We start from the raw sequence: 24,427 nt of genomic DNA, 5'->3' as shown, positions 1-24,427 counted from the left end.
ATTTCTTTAGATTGGGTGGAGACAGTATTGTCAGTATTCAATTGAGCAGCCGGATGCGGCAACGCCTTGGGCTGGTGGTTAGTGTGCGCTCCATCTTTAATTGTCGAAGTATTGAACGGTTATTTGATGAAGAGCTCCCCAAGCAACAGGCAGAAGTGCCACCCCTTAAATCAGAACAAGGGGTGCTGGAAGGGGACGTGCCTTTATTGCCTATACAGCGTTGGTTTATGGCGCAGCCGCTTGCTAATCCCAATCATTATAACCAAGCGTTTATGATTCACGTTCCGGCTCTGGATAGGAATCGCTTGCAGGAATCGATTAATCAACTAATTGCGTATCATGATAATTTCCGCCTGTTATTTGCAGAAAAGGAAAAGGGGCGTTATCAGGCTCAGACCAATTATCCATTCCATTGTTTGGATGTAAGCCTGCTGGATGTTACTGCGTTGCAGGCTCAATTAACTCAGTGGCAAAGTCAATTTGATATTCAGCAAGGGCCTCTGTTCACTGTAGCGTATCTGTATGGTTATCCCGATGGCTCAGCGCGCATTTATTTTGCAGTGCATCATTTAATCATTGATGCAGTGAGCTGGCGTATTTTGGCTGATGATTTATGTCGTTTGTACCAAGGCGAACGCTTAGGTAATAAAGGAAGCAGTTATCGCCAATGGGTTGCTGCTCTTGAGGGGTATGGCTGCAAAAATCAAGAAGAGAAGGAGTATTGGAACGGGGTAATGTCTGACTACATCCCCATTAATGCCTCATTAAAAACCACTGTTTCTTACAGCGTTGATCTATCTTTTACAAAGTCATTAACAAGCCGTTTATTGCATGAAAGCGGTAAGGCTTATAACACACAAATTAATGATGTTTTATTGACGGCACTGGGCTTAAGTTTATCGGAACTAACCGGTCATTGGGTGCATCATGTGGTGTTGGAAGGGCATGGTCGGGAAGAGATTAATGCTGAAATCGATGTTTCACGAACCTTGGGTTGGTTTACTACGTTATTCCCGGTGCGCATAGAGGTTTGCCAAGATCTGGTGCTCAGTTTAAAACGAGTTAAGGATGCGCAAAGACAGATACCACAGCATGGTGTTGGTTACGGTGCACTGTTTGGATACGAGCAGAACCCTCTTCCAGAAATCAGTTTTAACTATTTAGGGCAACTTGATAAAGGTTCAGTAAACGACTGGGAGTTATGCTCTGATTCGGTTGGGGAGATGAGTGATCCGTTAAATAGCGATGCGTATCTGCTCAATCTAAATGGTTGGGTCTCTGAAGGTCGCCTCCAATTTAATATCGTAAGCCGCTTACCGGAAGCAGCATTATCCGTTGTTACTGATAAGTTCATATTTTATCTTAAAGCATTGGTGGAGCACACGGCATCTCAATCACGAACCTATTTAACGTGCAGTGATGTAGAGCAAGTTGTTGCTCAGGATTATCTCGACCGTCTCCAAGAACATCAAGAACTTGAAGCAGTCTATAAGGCAAGCAGTCTTCAGCAAGGTTTTATTTATCATGCCTTAACTCAGGGAGATACGGATGAGGCGTATCGAGTGCAGATCTCATGGCACTATAAGGCCGCTATAGATAAGAGTAAGTTGAAAGAGGCTTGGCATTATGCTCAAAGAAAGTACCCGGCATTAAGACTTCGTTTTGCCTGGGAAGAACAGGTGCTTCAGGTGGTTGATAAAGAATCAAGGTTGCATTGGAATTATATTGAATGCGCCGATGAGGCTGAAATCCAGGATCTAAAAGCTCGAGACAGGTTAAGTACTTATGACTTGTCTGAAAGTGGTTTGTTTCGTGTGACCTTGATAAAGCAACATGCAAGCCACTATACCTGTATCTTTAATAATCATCATGCCATTTTGGATGGTTGGGGTGTTGCGGTATTACTGGATTATGTTCATGAAACTTATAAACGACTGTGTGCGGATGAGGTGATTGAGTCCTCTGAAGATGTCAGTTATTTAGAGACCCAAAAATACATTCAGACAACCGGTTCAGATAAATCTTATTGGGAAGGCTACTTAAGCCAGTTAGATGAGCGCGTCTGTTTGGATGGTTTAGTTAAACCTGGTTTAAGCGATGTTGTCGTTAGTGAATATAAATACATCCACAAGACACAAGAGCAGCAATTAGTTTTAGCCCAATCCTTGAAGATTGATTTAATCCTTTTATCGCAAGAAAGAGGGGTGACGCTAAATGCCATTCTTCAATATGCTTGGCATAAGGTATTAAGTGTTTATGGATACAGCCGCCAAACAACGGTTGGCACAGTTATCTCTGGGCGCAATCTTCCGATTGATAATCTGGAGCAATCCGCTGGTTTGTACATTAATACGGTACCTCTGATAGTCAATCATGATGAGCGTAAGGTAATAGACGTTATTCAGCAGATTCAGGAGGATATTAATGAGGCTAATTCTCATAGCAAGGTGAATTTGGCGGAACTGCAGTCTTCTGGGGAACGGCTGTTTGATACCTTGTTTGTTTATGAAAATTACCCAATTTCACAGAAAGATAATAAGTTAAATATTATTTTTGACCAAACTACAACAAAGCTAGATTATCCCTTAGCGTTGATTTGTGAAAATGACATTCGACTTCGGTATGCTTCTGAATTATTTGATGAGCAAGTTATAAGCAAGCTATTAGATGGTCTTGTTACAATTTTAACTCAACTGGTTAAAAATACCGAAGTAAAGGCTAATAACATAGGGTCTATTTCTGAGAGCTCTTATAAAAATATAATTGTAGAAAAGAATAGAACAGATTTTAATACTTTAGGGGCGAAAACATTACATGAGTTATTTGAAAAACAAGCAAAGGAAACTCCTTATAGTATTGCGCTAGAGTTTAATGATAGAAAGTACACATATTCTGAAATTAATGCGATATCTAATAAAATAGCATTTGTTTTACAAAATGAGTTTTCAATCAAAAGAGGTGATATAGTTGGTTTGTTTCTGGAAAGAAGCGAGTTTACATTTATTTCAATTCTATCCGTTTTAAAATCTGGTGCTGCTTATTTACCAATTGACATTAATTTTCCAGAGCAACGGGTATCATACATTTTAGAAGATGCACAAGTTAGCCTTATTTTGACCTCGAATAAACAAAAAAATCAGTTAGAAAATATTACAAAACAGATACCAGGAAATATTCTTAATTATTTAGTTGAAAATGAGCTATGTGCTAATAATACTGATTTCGAAAGTTATGTAGATAATATTTCCTGTTCTACTGAACCGACCGATTTAGCTTATGTTATTTATACTTCTGGTACAACTGGTCAGCCTAAAGGTGTAATGATAGAGCATCGCTCAATAGTTAGTAGACTTTTATGGTTAAAGAATACTCACAAATTGGAGCCGAATTTTATATTTGGGGCTAAAACCTCTTATGTTTTTGATCCTTCAATTAGAGAGATGTTTTTACCATTAATCAGTGGATCGGGCATATATATTTTTTCTGATGAGGAAATAAAGGATGTTGAGAGAATAATTGAGTTATGTATAACAAAGAACATAAATGGATTATTGTTTGTACCTAGTCAATTAGTCATTTTTATTGAAGCCTTAAAACAATGCTCTGATGAAGTAATTAATCAAATGCCTTTGAAATTAATTTACTCTTGTGGCGAGGCTTTGTCAGCGAATGTAGTTAATGAGTTATTCGAATGCTTGCCGTCACTTGTCGTGAAAAATCAATATGGTCCAACAGAAGGATGCCAGTTCTTATTTGAAAAAAACATTGATAATTTAGGCTTTTTGAAAACAAGAACTGTAAATGTTGGTTCACTTGTAGGTAATATGCGTGCGTATGTTTTAGATTCGAATATGGTACCTCTTCCTGAGTTAGCTATTGGTGAGTTATATATCAGTGGTGATGGTTTGACTCGTGGGTATCTTAACAACGATCAATTATCTAACGAGAAATTGCTCGATAATCCTTTTCAATCATCTGAAGAAATAAAGGAAAGTAAAAATAAAAAAATTTATAAAACTGGTGATTTAGTCAGATGGTTACCCGATGGAAACTTAGAGTACATTGGAAGAAATGATTTTCAAATAAAAATTAGGGGGCATCGCATTGATCTCGGAGAAATAGAAAGTGTTTTCTTAGATTATCCAGGTATTAAACAGGTTGTTGTAATTGCTGAAAAAAATAAAGAAGGAATCCCTTCTAATTTAATTGCATATTATGTTTCAAATATGGAATTTTCCATTAGCTTAATTTATGAATTTTTAAAGAAAAGATTGCCAGATTATATGCTTCCTAAAGCCATTGTGCATTTGACTAAAATGCCAATGACAATCAATGGAAAATTAAATAGAGCTGCTTTACCACAATATTCTTTAGACCATCAGCTTTCTGACTATATTGTTCCCACCACTACAATAGAAAAAGATTTGTGTGAAATATATTCTGAAATATTGGATGTAGAACATGTTGGTATAAGTAGTAATTTTTTTCATTTAGGTGGGAATAGTATTTTGTCTTTTAAGTTAGTCAATCGTTTGAGAAAAATTTTAAGTCAAGAAGTGAATATAAAGCACATATATATGTGTCCGACTATCAGTGATTTATTAGCATTTTTCGAAAGTAATGAAGAGTATTCTGAAGAGGGGTTAGAAGTTGAATTTTAATAACTCAATGGTTCATTTTATTTATGAACTACGTAAAAGAAATATTGATATTTGGCAACAAGATAATGCTATTAAAGCGTTTATACCAAATAATGAGTTTTTATCTGAGAGCGAAAAAGAGTTTATTAAGCTTAAGAAGCAAGATTTACTTGAACTATTAAGTAAAAATAAAATTTTTTCTAAAAAAGACACTGATAAAATTCTAAATGGTGATTGTAATTCTCATTATCCTTTATCGTCCACACAAGAACGGTTATGGTTCATCGAGCAGTATGAAAATGGAACCAATATTTATAATATTCCTAGGGTTTATAAGTTATCTTCGAAATTAGAAATTAAGGTATTAGAGAAGAGTATCAATTATGTTATCTCGCGACATGAAATTTTAAGAAGTTATATCAATACAGATGAAACTGGTTCTAGTTTTCTAAAAATTGATACTGATTTTGTGGAGTTTCCGTTTAACTATATCTCTGTAAATACAAGATCTGAATTTAATAACTTATTAAAGGAAAAAATAAACTATATATTTGACTTAGAAAAAGAATATCCTATTAGTATATCATTTATAGATTTTGGTGATAATTTAAATAAAATCAAAGAAATATATATAAATTTGATTTTTCATCATATTGCGTTTGATGGATGGTCGATTGATATCTTTCTTAAAGAGCTGGTTGAAACTTATTATGCATTTCTTGACAATTCAACTCCTTCATTACCTGAATTAGAAATACAATATAAAGATTTTTCTTTATGGCAAAAGATATATTTGACAAGTAATACATTAAAAGATCAGATTGATTATTGGAAAACGAAGTTATATGGATATGAGGTATTAAATATACCTACGTGTTTTGAACGCCCGGAAGAATTAGATTATCTTGGTAAAAATATAACTTTTGAACTTAGTGATCTTACTTCAAAAGCTATAAAACGAATTGCTAAACAACTAAATGTTAGTTTATATACATTGTTATTAGGAGGCTATTTTGTTTTCCTAAATTATATTACTAATCAGCAAGATATAACTATTGGTACTGTGATCGCGAATCGAACTTCAGACCAACTTGAAAAATTGATTGGATTTTTTGTAAATACGCTTGCATTGAGAGCAAAAATAGAAGTTGAGCATAGTTTTACAGATTTAATTGAAAATTTGTCGGAAGATATTATTAATGCAAAATTAAACCAAGACTTGCCATTTGAAAAATTAATAGATTGTTTGAATGTACCCTCTGATACAAGCAGACATCCTTTATTTCAAGTCATGTTTGTTGTAAACAGTTTTGATATAGAGAATTCAAAGCAAGTTAATCAGCTCTTTGAAAATTATTCTTTTGAAAATAATGACATCACAGCTAAATTTGATTTAACTACTACTTGGGATGATAGTGGGGACAAGCTAGTCTGTAATTTTAATTACAGAGAAAGTTTATTTAGCCAGAAAAAGGTTGAGGAATATATAAAAATCTATCAAGAGATAGTTAATAAAATCTGTGAAATATGTGAAATAGACTCCCTTTCTAATTTTAGAGTTTCTCAGTTAATTGACCATTTATCTTCTAACGATCAAGTAACTACAGAGTATTTAGATTATCCTAAAGAAAAAACATTATTTAGTTTATTTGATGAACAGGCGGAAATAAGATCCCAGGCTGTTGCGGTTATTGATGCTAAATTAGATAAAGAGTTTACTTATAGACAGCTAGCACAGGATGTAAAGAAATTAACAACGGTACTTCTACAAGGGAAAAAGACTGATAGCAAATTAATCGGTATTTTAAGTGAAAAGGGATATAATCATGTTGTTTCTACTTTATCAATAATGAAGTCCGGCCATGCCTATTTACCTCTTCATCATGAATGGCCTGTTAATCGAATTGACGATATTTTGATTCAAGGTGCAGTAGAAGTTATTCTAGTATCGAGAGACATTTATTATAAGGGAACAATTAATAATATTTTGGGGCAAAGATATCAGTTTTTAATTATTGAGGATATTTTAGAAAATGAAAATACAAATGATGTAAATGTAAAATTTCCCTCAGTTAGTTCCAATGAAGTCGCCTACGTTATTTTTACATCGGGATCAACCGGTAAACCTAAAGGGGTGACTATAAGTCATCGTGGCGCAGTAAATACAATTTATGCAGTAAATACTAAATTTAATATCTCCAATACAGACAGTATCCTTGCTCTTTCTGAGTTGAATTTTGACTTATCTGTATATGATATTTTTGGATTACTCTCTGCAGGAGGGAAAATTATTTTTCCTAATTCAGATCTGGTTAAAGAGCCATCACATTGGATTGATTTAATTGATAAATATGAAATTAGTTTATGGGATACGGTTCCTCAACTCAGTAATTTATTAGCGGAAAATATTACTCGGACATGTCTTAGCTTGAGATTATTTTTACTTAGTGGTGATTGGATTCCAGTTAAATTACCCCAATTTTTATTAGAGGTATGTCCAAATGCCAAAGTTATAAGTTTGGGAGGGGCGACAGAAGGAAGTATCTGGTCTATTTGGTTTGAGATTAAGGAGGTAAAAGATAGTTGGAAATCCATACCTTATGGTATTGCTATGCCAAATCAAACTATGTTGGTATTAAACGATAGTTATAAAAATTGTCCTCCTGGAATTATTGGTGAAATACACATTGGTGGTGATGGAGTTGCTTTAAATTATTGGGGAAATGAGGACAAAACTAATTTAAGTTTTATAGAAACTAAGCAATTTGGACGTATTTATAAAACAGGTGATTTAGGCTGTTGGAACATCAATGGATATATTGAGTTTATTGGTAGAAAAGACTCTCAAATTAAATTGCACGGATATAGAATTGAATTAGATGAAATATCCCATCATATATCAAAATTTGATGGGGTTGATGACGCAGTTTCTATTCTTATAGACCTTAATGACCAGAACAAGATTTGCTCCTATTACACCGGAACAAAACAAGATCCTAGTCTCATCTTACAAGAGCTTAACTTAATTCTACCTGAGTATATGCTACCTGCTTCAATAATGCACTTGGATAAAATGCCATTAACACCTAATGGGAAGTTAGATCGACAACAATTGCCAGAACCTGAATTATTGCTGACTCACGTAAATTATGTGCCCCCTACTAGTGATATTGAAAACAAATTATGTATGGCATTTTCAAATATCCTTAATATAAAAGAAAAAAATATTGGTATTCATGATGATTTTTTTCATTCGGGTGGAGATAGCATATCAAGTATTCGATTGGTTAGTTTTCTTCGAAAAGAATATGATATAAAAATCTCTGCAAAAAATATATTTACACATAGGACCGTTTCTAAGCTGTGTGAAAAGATAGAACTGAATAATATAAACAAAAATGTGTTATCTGAGCAGTGTATAAATTCTGATACATTTGGTTTATTGCCTATTCAAGAGTGGTTTTTTAGTAAAAATTTTTCATGTATCAACCATTTTAATCAATGTTTTATAGTAAGAGTACCGCGATTAGATCTTAAAATATTAAGAGCAAGCATAAACTTATTGGTAAAAAATCATGATGCATTGAGGCTCAAATTTAAAATAAATAATGAAGGTACTTTTTGTGAATATATTCAATACTATTCAGAACAAGTACAACATCAAATAAGAGAGCTGGATATCAATAGTATTCAAAATTCAGATAAAACATTAAATACTATTCTAAGTGATTGGCAATCTGAATTTGATATTATAAATGGGCCTATGTGGAGCATAGGATATCTTTTTGGATATGGTGACGGAAGTGCTCGTTTACACGTTGCTATCCACCATCTTTTGGTTGATACCGTTAGTTGGCGTATTTTAATACGTGATCTTGAGTTGATTTATAATTCTTTATTGAATAATAAAGAATTATCCTTGGGTACAAAAGGAACAAGTTATCGGCAATGGGTTCATTTAATTCATCAATATGCATTGTCTTATAAAAATGAAGAAAGTTATTGGCAAGAGGTTATTAGAGATTCCTCCAGTAATAATGTAATTGAAAAGCAATTTGAAATAATAGATCAGCTTAGTTTCAGTACTATATCAATAGATGAAGAATCTACTAATGCATTGCTTTATAAAATAACAAAATTAGTAAATACCCAAGTTGTTGAAGTGTTATTAACCGTACTAGGAATAACGCTTCATAATTATACACAACAAAATGTTCATCATATTATTTTAGAAGGACATGGTCGGGAAGATATATATGATAATGTGGACATAACTGATACCTTAGGCTGGTTTACTACTATGTATCCATTTCGTTTAGAGGTATATAAATCAAGAAATTGGATATCAAATTTAAAACTTATAAAGGAAAATTTGAAAAGTATTCCGAATAAAGGTGTTGGATATGGGGCTCTATTTGGGTATAAAAATCAAGAGTTACCCAAAATTACTTTTAATTATTTAGGCCAGTTTGATCATTTAGAAAATATAGATGATTGGTGCATAGTAGATGAGGGGGCTGGAGTAGCTGTCTCATTGAAAAACGATGATAGCAATATTATTTCTATAAATGCATCAATAGTTGAAAGATGTCTTCAAATATCATTTAAATGTAAGTTTGATAAATCAACTACTAACGAGTTTGCGCAACAGTTTTATAATTTGTTATTAGAGTTAGTCAATTCATTATTAAGAATCTCTCATAACGAAGTAACTATGAGCGATTTTCCTTCTTACGAATCATATACAAAAATATCAAATAACAATGAGAAGTACTTATGCTTATTGCCCCCAGGAGTTGGTGGGTACGAATGTTATTTAGGGAATGTAGTTCCCCAATTAAATATGAATTTAATTTTATTTAATAACTTTAATTATTTCCTTAGGCAAGAAACCAGCTTAGGTCTTGATTTAAATTACCTAAATTTCGAAAGACTAGCTGAAAACTACGTTGCTCAATTAAAAGTTGCACAAAGAACAGGTCCTTACGCCTTTTTTGGATGGAGTTTTGGTGGCGTTTTAGCCTTTGAGATTTGTAAGCAATTGTTGCAAGCTGGTGAAGAAGTATCGGATTTATTTATGGTCGATCCTTATTTTAAAGTCAATGAGGCATTTAACGTATTAGGGAGGCAGGCAAATATAATTGATGCAGTTGGTTCTTTGAACATTAAATATGATCCTCAGCCTATGGATGAGTTGAGTGGTGTTAACATTGTTTTATTTAAGGCTGGAAAAGAATATGAAGGGCCTAATAAAGAGTTATTTAATCATTATGTTGTTAATGAAAGATATAACTCCTTAGATAAAATCATACCAGCAAAAAACATTACTCTTAAGACAATTAATTCAGATCATTTTGGATGGGTCAATGATGAAGATATTGTCGAGCAGATTAGCTTTTCTATTATGAATTTTATGAGAGATTCCATTTGAAAATATATTTCAATGAGCTTAGAAAAAACAAAATGATTGCTTTGTTAAGTGCTTGTTTAATTGTTTTTATAGACTCAATTGGAATGGGATTGGTTTTTCCTTTGTTACCAGCATTATTTGCAATTAGCAATAATGGGTTAATAATTGACTCACCTAGCACTAATGCGAATGTATTGTATGGTTTCGCTGTTGCGATATATCCTTTCGCAAGTTTAATTGGTATGCCTGTATTGGGAAAATTATCAGATATATATGGAAGGAAAAAATTACTTTTATATGGTTTGCTAGGGCTTTTGGGGGGATATTTATTAAGTGCTTTTTCAATATTTACGCACAATCTTAATTTTTTCTTCCTTAGTCGTTTTGTTTCTGGATTTAGTGCAGGAACTTATTCTATTTGTGGTGCTGTGATAGTTGATTTAAGTAATGATGCATTAAATAAAGTTACTGGCTTAAAATATTTAACTTTAGCGACTATCGCTGGATTTATTTTAGGGCCCGCTTTGTCATTTTTTATTAATGATGTTAATGACTCATTAATCAATCCTTTTCTTATAACCAGTGGGCTTTGTGGATTAAATATTTTACTTTTATTAGTCATCTTTCCTGAACCGGAGCCTAAGTGTTTTGATAAAAAAATAGTTTTTTTTGATGAGGTTCTAGAAGCATTTAAGCTAGTCTTTAAAAATAACCTTCGATTCCTAGTTTTGGGATATTTGCTTTTTAATCTGGGTTTTGAAGTTTTTTTACAATCTCAATCTCTTTATTTGAAAGAAAGTTTTTCTTATTCAACAAAGCAAATCGGTTTGTTTTTTGCCATCATGGGTGGTGTTTTTGCTTTTAGTATGTTTATACTCCATCCGGCGGTTAACAAAAAATATAAAATGAATCAACAAATATGTACTTCTATATTCATGATGGGTGGTAGTCTAATATTATATTCTTTCTTAATAATTAAAATTATTGAATCGAATAATATACATGCCATTTTTTCGTGGGTGAATTCTATTTTCTTCTATTTGATTACGCCATTCGTTACTTTAAATATGACAAAAATTTTGTCTGATACTGTTTCAAATGATTCACAAGGTAATCTTATGGGGGTATTAGGGCAAATATCATCAATAGCAACCGTATTTGGTGGAGTCATTATGGGATTTATTACCTCTATTGAGCCTAATTATAATGCTGTATTTGGAGGTGGATTAATCTTATTCGGTGGGTTGATCCTTAGAGAACTATTAAAACTTGAGAGCCAAAATGATTTATAATTTTTTATACGCATCGCTATTATTCGCATATAATACAGCCTTATTTGCTATAAATTCTTCAATAGAAGCTAGTCCTTACTTAAATCAGCCTTCTGGTGAATATAATGTGGGCCATGAAGAAATTCATTTGATTAATAAGAATGCCTGCCCTAATGTTTTTTTTACCCAGAAAAATGCCAAATCATTTAGTAAAGAAAATACATTACACTGTAATGAAATTGAACTGGTAGTTTATTATCCATCTGAGGATAGAGGTTCAAGTGTATATCAACCAATACCTTCTTTAGTTTCGGATTTAAAAGAATTTGATGGAAATATATCGCAAAGAGATATAGAGCAAGTTAAAAATATTCGAAGTTACGCAAAGAAAAATACTACTCCAGTAAAAAAAAATGATTTTCCTGTTATTTTTTTTAGCCCTGGCTATGGTCTTTCAACTCAAGAGTATGAAAACACATTAACAGACTTAGCTAGTCATGGTTATATTGTAATAGGTATAAATAGCCAATTTATTAACGGAGAGCTTAGTTTTAATCCTGAACATATTGCAAAAGTAATTGATCCAGAATCAGAGGAGGATAAGAAGAATTTTTTTAGAAATACTTATTCTGATTTGTCGTATACTTATGAATTTTTAAAGACAAAAGAAATTAGTGACCCCGTAATAAGCATGATTAATTGGAAGAAGGTTGGATTATTGGGCCATTCGTTAGGCTCTGCAATAGTTGCTAGATTTGCTTATCATACAGGCATATGTGCAGTAGCTGGTTTAGATTTAACTATTGATTTGTTAGAGGGAAATGATTGCCATAAAGATTTAAAAGCACCATTTTTGCATGTTTTTTCAACACAATTGTATCATCAAAATAACGATGAGGAGTTTCCTTATCTTTGTAAAGGTAACCGCTCTGCAAATTATAAGCAGGTATTGATAGTTGGCTCTCTTACCAACCCTTCTTATTCTATGCACATGAATTTTTGTGATTATTCAACATTGCAGTATTTTCCCGCCATTCATGACGCTCTTTCTGTCTTGGAAAAGAATAATCCAGAGGCCGTTTTTTTAGGGACAGGAAACGGTCTTGAAATTACCAAAACGATAAATAATAACTTATTAAAGTTTTATAATAATTATGTGCAGTTATGTAAATTAAATGCGGATTAATTAATCTAGAAATATTTATACTGAATTTTTTTATAGGGATAAACGGTAATCACTTTAGCAATATAGTTTTCATCGTTTGTCTTTATATCGTATAAATAATAGTTTTTATTGTTATATTCTTCGGATTTAATTGTAATAAGTTCTAACTGAGAGGGAGTACTTATTTGTAGTTGGCAATTTTTTACATCAAAAGAAAATCCTAATCCTAAACATTTCACAAATGCTTCTTTGAAAGTCCAAATGTGATAAAAAATTTCTTTTTGCTGCATGGCTGTTAAAGAAGCAAATTGCTTATATTCATTTGTGCACAGAATTTCAGAAGCTAGATCAAGTAAATTTAAATCCATATTTTTAAATTCGATATCTACGCCGCACAAAGAGTTACTAATGGCTAGTAACGCTTGATTATTACTGTGACTTAAATTGAATTCAATTTCTCTATTTTTTAAAAATGGTTTGCCGTATTGATTGTAAATAAAATTAATTTTATTTGGCCTGATAGAGATATATTTTGATAGTATTACCCTCAAGACGTATCTACCCGCAATATAACGTTTTTGATCTTGAGGAAATGCATAATTAAAAGCTTTTTGTTGTTCATCAGCAGATAATATATCTAAGCAATCATCAATTGATGGGACCTCAATATCAAGATTAATTCTCCATACATCAAAAAGTTGATTATTCATCAATTTTAACTACGCATTGATGATTTATGTGAGATATTTCTTTTATTACCTTAGATATTTGGTTTGCCTCGTTTAGAATATTATTGTGATTAATATCCTTAAAAGAAAAAACGTTTAATAATTGTCTATTTTTTATAAATAATTCAATATTATTTTGTGGAAGATTGGTCATATATCTAAAAAGATCTTTCTGCTCTTCATTGTCTTTAGTTTCTTCAGAAAGTTCCGCTTTAAAAAGATAAACTTTAGTTTGAGATAATAACCCTGAAATATTTTGACAAATTAATTTATGTTCAGCTTTTAGAGTTGTAGTTAATAGCTTGACATAATCTTCATGATATCCATTTGCAATAGAAGTAATTTGATGCTCTTTAATTAATGGTTTTATATTTAATTCTTGTCTTAATTTTAATAAATGGTGATCATTTAAAATTGTATCTAATAAAAAAACATTTATATTTGTATATCCTTTTTTTTCTAAAATAACGGCCATTTCCATAGCTATTTGGCCGCCTAGAGACCAACCTAATAAATTCCATTGATTATCATACAAAGAAGGAGCATAAGGTGTTAACTCTTTTAAGTATTTATTTGCTAGCTTATTTAATGTGGTTATTTTAGTTTTATTATAAAGATTATAAGACTCTATACCATAACAATCATAAGTATCTTTTAGCATGTTTGCGAGCGATGTATAAACCTCACAACCACCGGCACCTGGATGAATTAAATACATATTAGATTTGTTTATATCGTCTTTTGATGAATGAAATTTGATAATTGGGCGGTATTTTTTTGATGAATAGCGTATCTTCTTAGTGAAGAGTAAAAGAGTGCTGTTGGTATAAATATCTGTGATTGTCCATTTCCCTTTATAATGGTTATTTACTGTAGCTATTAATTTTATAGCGTTAATGCTCGTTCCCCCAAGCATAAAAAAGTCGTCATTTAATCCTATTTTCTTATAATCTATTTGTAATATTTCAGACCAAATATGGCAAATTTGAATTTCTATTTCATTTTTAGGTTGTGCATAATTAGCTGAAAAATTTGAAAATTTAACTTTTGGAAGGGATTTTCTATCGGTTTTTCCATTAATGGTCAAAGGCAGTGTTTTTAAAAAGACAAAATATTGAGGAATCATATAATCAGGGATTCGTTTTTTTAAAAATCTTATTAATATTTGTTCATCCACTTGTTCATCTGAAGTGTAATAACAGATGAGATAATCGTTGTCATTATGATGTTGTAAAATAATAATTGTTTGTTTTATTTTAGGGAATTCAGATATTACTGCTTCTATTTCACCTAGTTCTATCCTATGCCCACGTATTTTAATTTGTGAGTCATTGCGTCCAATATATTCTAGATCTTTATTCGTTAATTTACGGACTAAATCTCCAGTTCTATACAGTCTTTGGTTTTTGTAATGTGTTGAATGAATAAATTTGTTTGATGTCAACTCCGGTTGATTTAAATAGCCTCGTGCTAATCCAACACCGCCTATAAATAATTCACCAATTTCTCCAGCCGAAGTAGGCTTGAGCTGCTCATTTAATACAAAGATGTTTTCATCATCAAAAGATGTTCCAATTGTAACTTTTTTAAACCCATCAAAGCTTTTGTATGTTTTATATAAGGACCATATAGTGGTTTCTGTTGGTCCGTATAGGTTTGCGACAACAGGAAATTTTTTTAAGGCATTTTGTAATAAGGGTTTACTTAGTGGTTCTCCACCAATAAAAAGTTGACAAGTGAAGGATGGCAACATAGCTTCCAGCTTTAAATTCAGGAAGCTGGGAGTCATTTGAATAAAAGAATATTTAGAACAATCCAGGAAACTAAATTCTTGATCTCCAAGTGTGACGCTACCTCCATGAAGAAGAGGGAGGCCATATTCTAGCCCAAATATATCAAAAACATAGTTTGTAATACTGTAGGTATCAATTTGGGGCTCATGGAAAAAGTAGATTTTTTTAATATTGGCTATTAATGCTAAATATGATTTATGTTCAATCATTACACCTTTGGGAGTACCTGTAGTTCCTGAGGTGTAAAGTACATATGCCAAATTTGAGCTCTGAGTTATTGATAATGGAGGTGTTGCCGGATAGGTCTTAAGTTTTATTTTGAGTTCGTTGTTTAAAATAACCACTTGAGTATTGGTGTGATTTTTAAATGTATTTGTACTATCAGAAATAATGAGTTTTGGCTTTGTATCGCTGATTATATAATTAATACGTTCCACTGGAAGATTTGGATCGAGCGGAACATATGCACCACCAGCTTTTAAAATGGCTAATATGCAAATGATGATGTTCTCTGATCTCGTTAAACTAAATGCAACGAAGTCATCTGGATTTATATCGATAAGAAGTTTAACGTAGTGAGCTAATTGATTTGCTAAAGTGTCTAGTTCTTTATAGGTAAGTATTTTTTTATTATGGATAACTGCAACTTTATGCGGTGACTTTGATACCTGGGCCTCAAAAGCAGCACTTATTGTATCTGTTAGTTGTTTAGCTATTTCCATATTTTTTCCATAAAGTCGTGATGTAAAATTGGATATTTATTTTAAGTCAGTTCAACTTGCTAATATAAAACGCATTTTATGTGAAATATATATGTTTAAATTTATTATCAAAATCAGGAATTAAAGTCAAAAAATAAATAAATTACCTATAACGTATCTTTTGCAAGAATAAAACACATATTAATGAAGTAAAAAAGCAGTCAACCACTTAGTGTGATATCTGCTTTTTCAGATAAAGATCAAAATATCTTAATTAGTTGATTGATGTGGTTCAATTAATTTGAGCTATACCATAAATCTACTATCCACTACATCTACTTCCGTCACAACATTTGGGATAAGGCCAATATTGACAAACACCACCATGACCAACACAGCACTCTATTGCAATTTTTTTTGCACAAACCAATTCAGATTCTTTGGGCAAAAATAAAATTGAAAAATTATTATTATAATTAGATATGTTGCATTCTTTTTCTAATACTAAGTTAGTTTGTGCTGAAGATAATCCAACTGAAAAAAACATTATAATAGATGATATTTTTTTTACATATTTCATATAGATCCTTATATATTTGAGACTATTGATAATAGTGCTAATGGTAATATTCATTCTGAACTACCAAGATTTATTTCATTAATTCATAACTTCAATGTTCTTTGATACGACTCCTATAAAATAAAATTTTCAATACGCACTTAAATATGTATATTCCATTTTCCTTTTGGAGTGGAATTTATAATTTAATTTGGCGATATAAAAACGCAATTCTTTCATATCAAACGACATGCTGATTGAGTGAGCACTGTGAATTTAATACGCGCGAGATTTATAACATAGAATTATATGCAAATGAATAGGTTTCTTCGCTGATTTTAACAGTTATTTACTTGCAGATTTCTACAAAGCTTAGGTAATCTCCCCATTTTTAACTATCCAGTGGTAGTTTATAAATCGGGGTTTTGAATTTAATTTTGACCCATTAAATATGTATTTTAGCTACAAGGCGCGTAATTTCCGATAAATGAAAAAGCGCCTATAAGAGGCTTAATAATTGTAAAGGTATATTCATGTTCATGCTGCTGTTGAGAAATTGTCTAATTACAAAATAATAAGAGAATCATACAAGAGGCAGCAAACAATGTGGCTGATGATACCAATGCAAATCGACTAAATTTTTGCGTCCTTTGTGTTAAGGAGTGAGCCTCAATTAATGAGCCCGTCAATGCAATAATAAGCAATTGATTTTATTATAATTTTTATCGCGGGAATCCACTACAAATGTCCTACGATGTATAACAATGTCGTACTCAAATACGCAAATTCCCCACAATTGATTTTACGGGGTTATTTTTAATATTAAAACCCATTTAACGTTGCTGGGTTTTAATATTTAAAAAATAAGTATGAAACTAAATAGGTATTATCTGCTAGCAAAGATTTGTTTTGCTTTTTCGCCAAGTAAATATTTAGCCATAGTTTCACTTCTTGTGTATAGGTTATGGTGATGCAGTTACCCCTGAGCCAATAGATGCCCATTATCCCGTACTTATCCAATTTTAGTTTGCGAGCATCACAATATTTATTCCAGAGAACGAGCTGAAATTTAATAATATCTTCATTTAGATTAAGTGAGAAAAAATCTCTTTTAGTTGGCGTCTGACTCCTAATGGTTTTTGTCATAGCGAGATGAGTCGATTTTTATTAGCATTTATTCTGGAAATAATAAGGCTTGATGGTTTCATAAAGCAGGTTGTTAAGGTGGTGTATCACTCGAGGCATTAAAATATCATGGGTATCGGTGAATTGATGGGCGATTACATCACTGACTGCATCAGTCGTTTGTTCTTCTTTGGCCAGGATTAACAGTAGATGCTCTGGTTGTGTGGAAAGAAATTCATTAATTAACGGGCGAAGCAGTTCAAGTGTGGCCTCTTTTGGGGATTAATAAATTAAACACTCGCGTTCGAGCGTATCAAACAATTTATTATTCATGGAGTATTCCTTTGCAGCCATCCCTCAATATAGGTGATGGTTTCTTCTATAGTACTTACTGCCTGATGATAGAGTGCATCAAATAATTCACGTTGCCCAGTTTTCCAGTAGCGTTCAACATACTGACAGGCGTATTTCATACGGATGGTTCCTACATAAACCGCGCCACCTTTTATTTTATGGGCGGTTTTTTCAACCAGTGGATAATCAAGAGTCTTGAAGGCTTTTTTCATGCATTCCAAATCAGTGGGAAGCTCCTTGGTCATTAAGGTTAACAATTCTTTTAACATCTCTTGAGTCGCGCAATTCTTCAATGCTTCGTCACTGTTTAAGATAGGGAATTGATTGAGTTGAAACATCTCATCATCATTATCAGGCAAGTCGCGTCTTGCTTGGGATGATTCAACCGTTGGTGTTTCATGTCGCTCTGGAATAAACGACTTAAGAATATCTACAGCATGTGCCTGAGTCAGGGGTTTTGTTAATACCGCGTCCATTCCAGACTCAATGCAGCGTTGCCTATTTTCATCGCCACCGTGTGCTGTGAGCGCAATAATAGGGGTGTTTTTTATTTCAGTGGAGCAATTTCTAATGTGGTGGGTGACCTCATATCCATCCATGCCATCACCTAATCCTATATCCATAAAAATCAAATCATAGTGCTTCTTTTTGCACAGTTCCAGAGCCTCAATGCCATTTGATGCAACATCAACAGCACAGGCTAACTGGGTTAATAAGGCTTTGGCTACGGTCTGGGCAATATAATTATCTTCAACAACTAGAACCAAGGACGCTGTTTTGTCCTGTGGTATTGAGATGGACGAAGATTTAGATTGTTGGTGCCTTGCAGGAGTCATATACGCTGTTTCAACCTTTAACTCTTCGTATTCATCGATACCTGAGTCATCATCGAGAAGTGGCTCCTGGAGGGGAAGCAGGCAAGTAAAACAGGTTCCTTTATGAGACTCACTGGTAACATAAATTTCACCACCCAGCTCATCCACAAATTGCTTTACCACATAAAGCCCTAATCCTGCACCTTTATAAATACCTTGATAGGATGGGGTCAGTCGTTTAAATTGCAGATAAATTTCTTGCTGTTTGTCTTTTGGAATGCCTATGCCAGAATCAGCCACGGTTAATTTAATGACTAATTGGCGTTCTTCTTTTTTAGCAAGGGTCACATGTACTGAGACATGGCCACTATCGGTGAAGTTAAGGGCATTTCCAATTAATTCAAGAGCTATTCGATGGATTCGGATTTTATCTCCAATAACAAAGCAGGGGAGGTTGGTATCTACTGTAAGGGATAAGTTCAATTTTTTTTCATGAGCACGCGCCTGGTTTAAAGCAATGACCTGTTCGAACGTCTTCCTCAGGCTAAACTTACGTTTTAGCATAGGGATTTCACCGGAGCTTACTCTGACCGCTTCAAGAACCTCGTCCATTAAATCCAGTAATGCGTGGCTTGATGTGATAAGATTATCAGCATATTCTTTAATGCGTGGCTCATTTGAATCCGATTTTAAAAGTTCCGAAAATCCTACAATTCCAGAAAGTGGGGTGCGGATGTCATGGCGCATGTTGGTTAGAAACTCAGTTTTGGCTTCGCTTGCCGCTTCGGCTGCTTTTTTAGCTTCGATGAGTGATTTCTGTAATTGCTCTATCTCGGTGATGTTAATTGAAACGCCTAAAATACCAACAAGTTCGTTATTTTTATTCTTTAAAGGAACTTTCTGAGATAAAAAGGTGGTTTGTATACCGTTGACCAGTCCTGTTTCTTTTATGGTGACGGGTTCTCCTGATTTCATTACCTGTGAATTGGTCTGGTTCACTGTTTCAGCAATTGCTTTCCATGGCATGTCATTATTTGTTTTTCCAACAATATCTAGTCGGTTGGTAAGACCGATGTTTTTCGCATGCTCCAAATTACATCCAAGGTAATGATTATTCTTATCTAACCAATACACATGTCCAGGAATATAGTTCATCATGTCATGATAAAAAGACAATTCTTCTTCAAGTTCACGAAGACGCTTTTCTAATGCATTATGATTCGGAACATGGGGTGTTTTGGTCATTTTTATTATAGAGTTGCGTGCATTGATAATGAATTAATTATAGTTCATTTTCATCCAGTACTATTTCTTCCTGTATCGCTACAGATAAATCATGGAGTTGATAATTAATGACTGAATCACAAAAAACGTGATTTAGAAATAAAAGACCAGGATTTTCCAAAACACATCCTTCCTTTTGGGCGAAATAAGCATGTTGAGTAAACTCTTCCCACTCTTGTGCTATATGAGGTTTTAAGTCGCTAGCGCTCTGGAGAGCTTCTTTGTAAATGCAAGGGGTATGTCTTAAATTACCTGAAAATTGAGGATGTGCAGCAAAATTAGCCAAAAGTATTTGCATTAGGGAGTATTGGTTCAAACGATTTAGGAGTGTTGAGGGGGCTTCTGCTGTTTTTGGGTAATCAATAACCCCTTCGCAAATAATGGCAGTTTGAGATTGCTCATTGAACTGAGTTGTAAAACAAAACTCCTTTTTATCTGATGAGGGCATGAAGCCTAAACTAAGTTCATCATGATAGTGATGTTGCACATATCGAGAGAGCTTGATTATGACTGGAATATTATTTTGTAATGCACTTAAAAGAATGACTTTGGCTGTTGCATATTGTGGGAGGTAGCTTCGTTTGTGATCATCATAGCGAGTTACTAGCAGTTGATTTAGAATCTTATTGCTACATACCTGGCTTTTCTTTTGAATAAAATGGCATGACATTGCAGAGAGTTCTTTTTGAGCACTGGAAACCAGTGATTTGATTTTATTATGAACCAGTCCCAGCCTATTTAAAGCTTCCAGGCATGTTTTTTCATGAAGCATAAAAGAGGTGGATGGGAATTGCTTTTTAGTTAACGTCAGCACATGTGACAAAAAAACAAATTTAATATCAAAAAGAAACTCTTCATCCAGTTCGATATAGAGATGGTGCTCTTGAAGATAGTGTTCAATCGTTTGTTTAGTATGTTCGCTAATCGGAGGTAAGGCATTAATTTTTTCTATGAGTTTTTCTATGGACTGGATAAATACATCCCATTGATGCCAACTACTGCTTTTTTTGTACTTATTAGCCATATGCCATAGAGTAAATGCTCTGATATGACACGCGTTCTCACAGACAAGAGGATCTAGCGCATATAACTCCTTACTTGCAAACAGTTGAGCTGCTTGCTGGCATAGTTTAAACAGGTTTGCCAGGGTCTCTTTCGGAAAATTAATTAGTTTATGAAGAAAGTCTTGAGGGAAAATAGAAATGAGGTTTGGGGGCATAATGTATTATCCATAATTACACGGATTGGTATTGTACAAAAAAATGCCACAAAAATCAATTAATCAGCACAATAGATGCATTTATGATGAGCATTTGACCAAGCACAGCGTTCAGTATAATAAAAGCCAATTTCCTGAAATTTGTTTTGAATAAAGGGTTTCTTTGTGGGAAAGTACGATATTTCCCAAAAAAAACCTTTTTTTCCGAATCACTAGTGGGTAGGTAACAGGATTACAGCAATGTGATCCTGTTACCTACCTTAAAGGGTTTGGCTATCACATACATGTTCATCAAGAAATGACAGCACTGCTCGACACTTCTTATTAAGCATTCTCAAAGGGAGATTTATTTTTATTATAAAATAATGAGAGTCAAGACTGTTTTTTCAAATTTATTATTGTTACTATGTGTATGCAATCGCTATACAGATTTCCTGTGCGTCTTGTGGATAATCTTTTTAAATTCATCTTGCTTTTCATTTGAACTCACTATTCCCAATTCGATAAAACCCTTATAGAACAAGGCATAGCGCCATTTTCCACATTATACAATGCAACAATACTTATCCACATTTTCTGTGGATATCTCTGTGAATACATCGGGTATATGCAAGAAATTCCAGTAGTTACAGCAATGCAATAACTTTTCGCAATGCGCTCAGAAATGATGGGTAATTCTGGGAGTTTAAAGTGCTCTAACAAGAAGGGGTGACTCATCGTTGCATACTGCATTAATGAATCATAAATTTTTGAGTAGTCCTCCACATCTTTGTGGAAGGCATCATCCGTGATACTAAGACAAAAGTCCTTTTAAGACATCCATTGTCATTACTCATTTTGACTATAGCAAAGAAATAGAACTGATACATAAAGAGATTCCTTCGATGTCATGCAAGAGATTTCTTATAGTGGGTAGAGACATTTTGGGGTATGGATTTTGGAATTAGATAATTGGTATCACTGGATGAGGTATAGCAAGATTATTGCTTTCAATATATGACCAGCATTCATGTCTAATTTTTATATGTTCATTGATGGACAACGAAGCTAAAATAGAGAGTTCATCTTGGTTTAAGACCTCTAAAAGAGAAATACTTCCTAAGTGAGGGTCTTGCCATTGCCGATGATGGTCTGGCAAAAAATAGGTAAAGGAAATGTTTATGGTTTGGCACAGGCCGTTGTCTTTGAATAGAGTAGTTGAGAAGGTATGTACGGCCATCGTGATGTACTTTTTATTATAATTGCGTATTGTGCGTACATTATACATGAGGTGTTTGATGTTTCGATTTTTTATAAGCCTTTTTCTAGTCTTTATGGTGTTGGAATGTGAGGCTTCGCCGAGCAACTTTTCGCAGGCCAAGAAAATCGCGGGAGAAGTATTTGCACAACATCCTCTTACGATTTATTGCGGTTGTGAGTTTCATGGAAAGAAAATCGATTTAGCCAGTTGTGGAATGAACGAAGCACAAAAAAACAAACGAGCTCATCGCGTAGAGTGGGAACACATCATGCCTGCCCATCAATTCGGACAGCATCTTGAGTGTTGGCGTAAACCCCTATGCGAACGAAACGGTAAACCCTATAAGGGTAGGGCGTGTTGTAAAAAGATAAGCAGCCAATTCAGGCATATGGAATCCGAATTATATAATTTGTGGCCAGCGGTGGGTTTAGTCAATGGCGCACGTTCTAATTATCGTATCTCTGCTTTGGCCTCTGCGTCTGATTTTTATGGGTGTGCGATTAAGTTAGATAAAAAAGAAAAGAAAATGGAACCTTCAGAGAATTCAAAAGGACTGGTGGCGCGTGCGCATTTATTTTTTTCCGAGCGTTATAATGTCCGCCTAAGTCCCGCCCAAAAAAATCTATTTCTTGCCTGGAATAAACTCCATCCTCCTACTGCTTGGGAGTACCAGTGGGCAGCACAAGTCGCATTAATTGAAGGCTACGAGAATGAATACATTACTCAATGGTCATAATGTATAAAAATGACATGTAAAGCAAGCAGCTGAGTTAGATTCTAAGAGCAATTAGCGTACCTATTTTTTAAATCGCCACCACTCGATTAAGACCATAGAATATATGCTAAAAACATCCGTGATATTGAGAGAATTGTTTTATGATAAACCTATTAAACCCTTTTAGCACCCTTCTGTTCTTCGTGTATGTCTTAACTTTGTATGTGATGACAGAGGGTTTTACTCATGACGTTATAGAAGGTTTTGGGTTGTCGATATGGCTGTTGCTGATCAATGGTTATGCCGTAATGCAATTACCTGGTTTAAATGCAAAAAAACAAAAAAAACATCAGGACGTGTTCCGCCAACAATTTTTTATAATGACTTTAGTCTTCTTTCTGAGTTCGCTCGTGAATACTGTAATCCATCACAACAATGCTGATTTTAAAGGTTGGTGGATTTTTTATATTAATTTTTTCTATCTGGTTAGCCTGTTATTTTCCTTCCTTTATTACTTCATATCCTACTTATTCTCCCAAAATTCAGCACTCTACACCTATCTATTTGCTTTATTTTTTTTTGTTCCATTGGTGCTTCTCACCCGTATCCCTCCGCTAGCAAATGATAGGGGGCTATGCAGTTTTCTGGCCTTTTTATTAACAGTCCATTTTATTTTATGCGGTCGAGGGATGATTAAAAACAGAATGAATCGACTATATTAGTATTCTATAAGGATTTCACTGTTGTAATTTAATTCCATTATTTTTACACTATGTCTACTTTTAAGGAAACCATTAGTAACGATTAGATACAGCGAGTAATATATGGAAATTAGGCACGTCGAATTTGAACATCAATTAATCCTCACCATTAATAATGAGCAAATTAGAATCACTACGTTTTTAACAGACGAACCCGGAAATATCAAACTAGGTATTGATGCACCTGGCATCTTAGTCAATCGAGAAGAAGTTTATAAACGTAAACTAGAACACCATCAACCTGAACAATCGGATAAACTTTCCATTGATTACTCCAAAAAAGTACAAGAGATATTTACCAGACTCAATTCCATCACCCATAAATCAGAAAAACTCGAAACCGCAGCGAAAAAGCTGTTTGATAAAGATAAAATTCTTACTCCAAAATCAATCAATAAAATTGCATGCGGAGAGATGAACACCACCAAGTGGATTATTACATGCGCTATTGATGTGTTAATAACCGAACGAGCACTATCGGTCAAAAAGGTTTTATCCCCTGATGAGTTGTATCAACTTTGGGCAAAACCCTTACTTAATCATGCCACTGATTACCCAGCAATTCTAAACAAAGCACGTCTTGTTAATGATCCCATTTTAATTGAAAAAATTATCCATCGCTCTAAGTCTTTAAAGTAATGTATACC

12 protein-coding genes are annotated in these 24,427 nt (G+C 33.7%); 7 read left to right on the top strand and 5 right to left on the bottom strand.

Annotated features, from left to right (window positions below):
• Positions 1 to 11 precede the first annotated feature (11 nt).
• From ELY21_RS11105 to ELY21_RS11090, 4 genes are read left to right on the top strand one after another with little or no spacing between them, the layout of a single operon-like run.
• Complete coding sequence (locus ELY21_RS11105; RefSeq protein WP_370272612.1) at positions 12 to 4,661, top strand: amino acid adenylation domain-containing protein; 4,650 nt, start codon at positions 12 to 14, stop codon at positions 4,659 to 4,661.
• Positions 4,651 to 10,071, top strand: coding sequence for a non-ribosomal peptide synthetase (locus ELY21_RS11100; protein ID WP_127109511.1), 5,421 nt, complete (start codon positions 4,651 to 4,653; stop codon positions 10,069 to 10,071). Before ELY21_RS11105 ends, ELY21_RS11100 begins: the two co-directional genes overlap by 11 nt.
• Positions 10,068 to 11,342 carry an MFS transporter gene (locus tag ELY21_RS11095; protein WP_127109509.1) on the top strand — a complete coding sequence of 425 codons (1,275 nt, stop codon included), beginning with the start codon at positions 10,068 to 10,070 and terminating at the stop codon, positions 11,340 to 11,342. Before ELY21_RS11100 ends, ELY21_RS11095 begins: the two co-directional genes overlap by 4 nt.
• The gene (locus ELY21_RS11090) at positions 11,332 to 12,507 is read left to right on the top strand and encodes a hypothetical protein (RefSeq protein ID WP_127109507.1); all 1,176 of its coding nucleotides are present in this window, start codon (positions 11,332 to 11,334) and stop codon (positions 12,505 to 12,507) included. The genes ELY21_RS11095 and ELY21_RS11090 overlap by 11 nt, the downstream gene beginning before the upstream one ends.
• Before the next feature lie 5 nt (positions 12,508 to 12,512).
• Here ELY21_RS11090 and ELY21_RS11085 read toward each other — a convergent pair whose 3' ends face one another.
• From ELY21_RS11085 to ELY21_RS11055, 5 genes are all read right to left on the bottom strand, one after another.
• A complete protein-coding gene (locus tag ELY21_RS11085) occupies positions 12,513 to 13,196 on the bottom strand; it encodes a 4'-phosphopantetheinyl transferase superfamily protein (RefSeq protein ID WP_127109505.1) in 684 nt (227 codons plus the stop codon).
• Entirely contained in the window at positions 13,189 to 15,729 is a 2,541-nt protein-coding gene (locus ELY21_RS11080) for an amino acid adenylation domain-containing protein (RefSeq protein WP_127109503.1), read from the bottom strand. The genes ELY21_RS11085 and ELY21_RS11080 overlap by 8 nt, the downstream gene beginning before the upstream one ends.
• 301 nt (positions 15,730 to 16,030) lie before the next feature.
• Positions 16,031 to 16,288 (bottom strand): hypothetical protein, encoded by a 258-nt coding sequence (locus tag ELY21_RS11075; protein ID WP_127109500.1) that lies wholly within the window; start codon positions 16,286 to 16,288, stop codon positions 16,031 to 16,033.
• 1,433 nt (positions 16,289 to 17,721) lie between these two features.
• Positions 17,722 to 19,806 carry a response regulator gene (locus tag ELY21_RS11060; protein ID WP_127109498.1) on the bottom strand — a complete coding sequence of 695 codons (2,085 nt, stop codon included), beginning with the start codon at positions 19,804 to 19,806 and terminating at the stop codon, positions 17,722 to 17,724.
• A 37-nt stretch (positions 19,807 to 19,843) separates the two neighbouring features.
• Positions 19,844 to 21,064 carry a hypothetical protein gene (locus ELY21_RS11055; RefSeq protein WP_127109496.1) on the bottom strand — a complete coding sequence of 407 codons (1,221 nt, stop codon included), beginning with the start codon at positions 21,062 to 21,064 and terminating at the stop codon, positions 19,844 to 19,846.
• A 1,277-nt stretch (positions 21,065 to 22,341) separates the two neighbouring features.
• Between ELY21_RS11055 and ELY21_RS11045 the strand changes: the two genes are divergently transcribed.
• From ELY21_RS11045 to ELY21_RS15735, 3 genes are all read left to right on the top strand, one after another.
• The gene (locus tag ELY21_RS11045) at positions 22,342 to 23,040 is read left to right on the top strand and encodes an endonuclease (RefSeq protein WP_127109492.1); all 699 of its coding nucleotides are present in this window, start codon (positions 22,342 to 22,344) and stop codon (positions 23,038 to 23,040) included.
• 140 nt (positions 23,041 to 23,180) lie between these two features.
• The gene (locus tag ELY21_RS11040) at positions 23,181 to 23,741 is read left to right on the top strand and encodes a hypothetical protein (RefSeq protein ID WP_127109490.1); all 561 of its coding nucleotides are present in this window, start codon (positions 23,181 to 23,183) and stop codon (positions 23,739 to 23,741) included.
• A gap of 102 nt (positions 23,742 to 23,843) precedes the next feature.
• Positions 23,844 to 24,419 (top strand): hypothetical protein, encoded by a 576-nt coding sequence (locus ELY21_RS15735; protein WP_199741699.1) that lies wholly within the window; start codon positions 23,844 to 23,846, stop codon positions 24,417 to 24,419.
• Positions 24,420 to 24,427: the final 8 nt, after the last annotated feature.

This window comes from Legionella sp. km535, assembly GCF_003990085.1.
GTDB classification, from domain to species: domain Bacteria; phylum Pseudomonadota; class Gammaproteobacteria; order Legionellales; family Legionellaceae; genus Legionella; species Legionella moravica.
Note: the sequence above shows the minus strand (reverse complement) of the source record. Positions and strands in the feature narration are given on the sequence as shown.

Coding starts and splice junctions, on each gene's coding strand:
- ELY21_RS11090 (WP_127109507.1), top strand. CDS start 11,332: ATGATTTATAATTTTTTATACGCATCGCTATTATTCGCATATAATACA.
- ELY21_RS11085 (WP_127109505.1), bottom strand. CDS start 13,196: ATGAATAATCAACTTTTTGATGTATGGAGAATTAATCTTGATATTGAG.
- ELY21_RS11080 (WP_127109503.1), bottom strand. CDS start 15,729: ATGGAAATAGCTAAACAACTAACAGATACAATAAGTGCTGCTTTTGAG.
- ELY21_RS11075 (WP_127109500.1), bottom strand. CDS start 16,288: ATGAAATATGTAAAAAAAATATCATCTATTATAATGTTTTTTTCAGTT.
- ELY21_RS11060 (WP_127109498.1), bottom strand. CDS start 19,806: ATGACCAAAACACCCCATGTTCCGAATCATAATGCATTAGAAAAGCGT.
- ELY21_RS11055 (WP_127109496.1), bottom strand. CDS start 21,064: ATGCCCCCAAACCTCATTTCTATTTTCCCTCAAGACTTTCTTCATAAA.
- ELY21_RS11045 (WP_127109492.1), top strand. CDS start 22,342: ATGTTTCGATTTTTTATAAGCCTTTTTCTAGTCTTTATGGTGTTGGAA.
- ELY21_RS11040 (WP_127109490.1), top strand. CDS start 23,181: ATGATAAACCTATTAAACCCTTTTAGCACCCTTCTGTTCTTCGTGTAT.
- ELY21_RS15735 (WP_199741699.1), top strand. CDS start 23,844: ATGGAAATTAGGCACGTCGAATTTGAACATCAATTAATCCTCACCATT.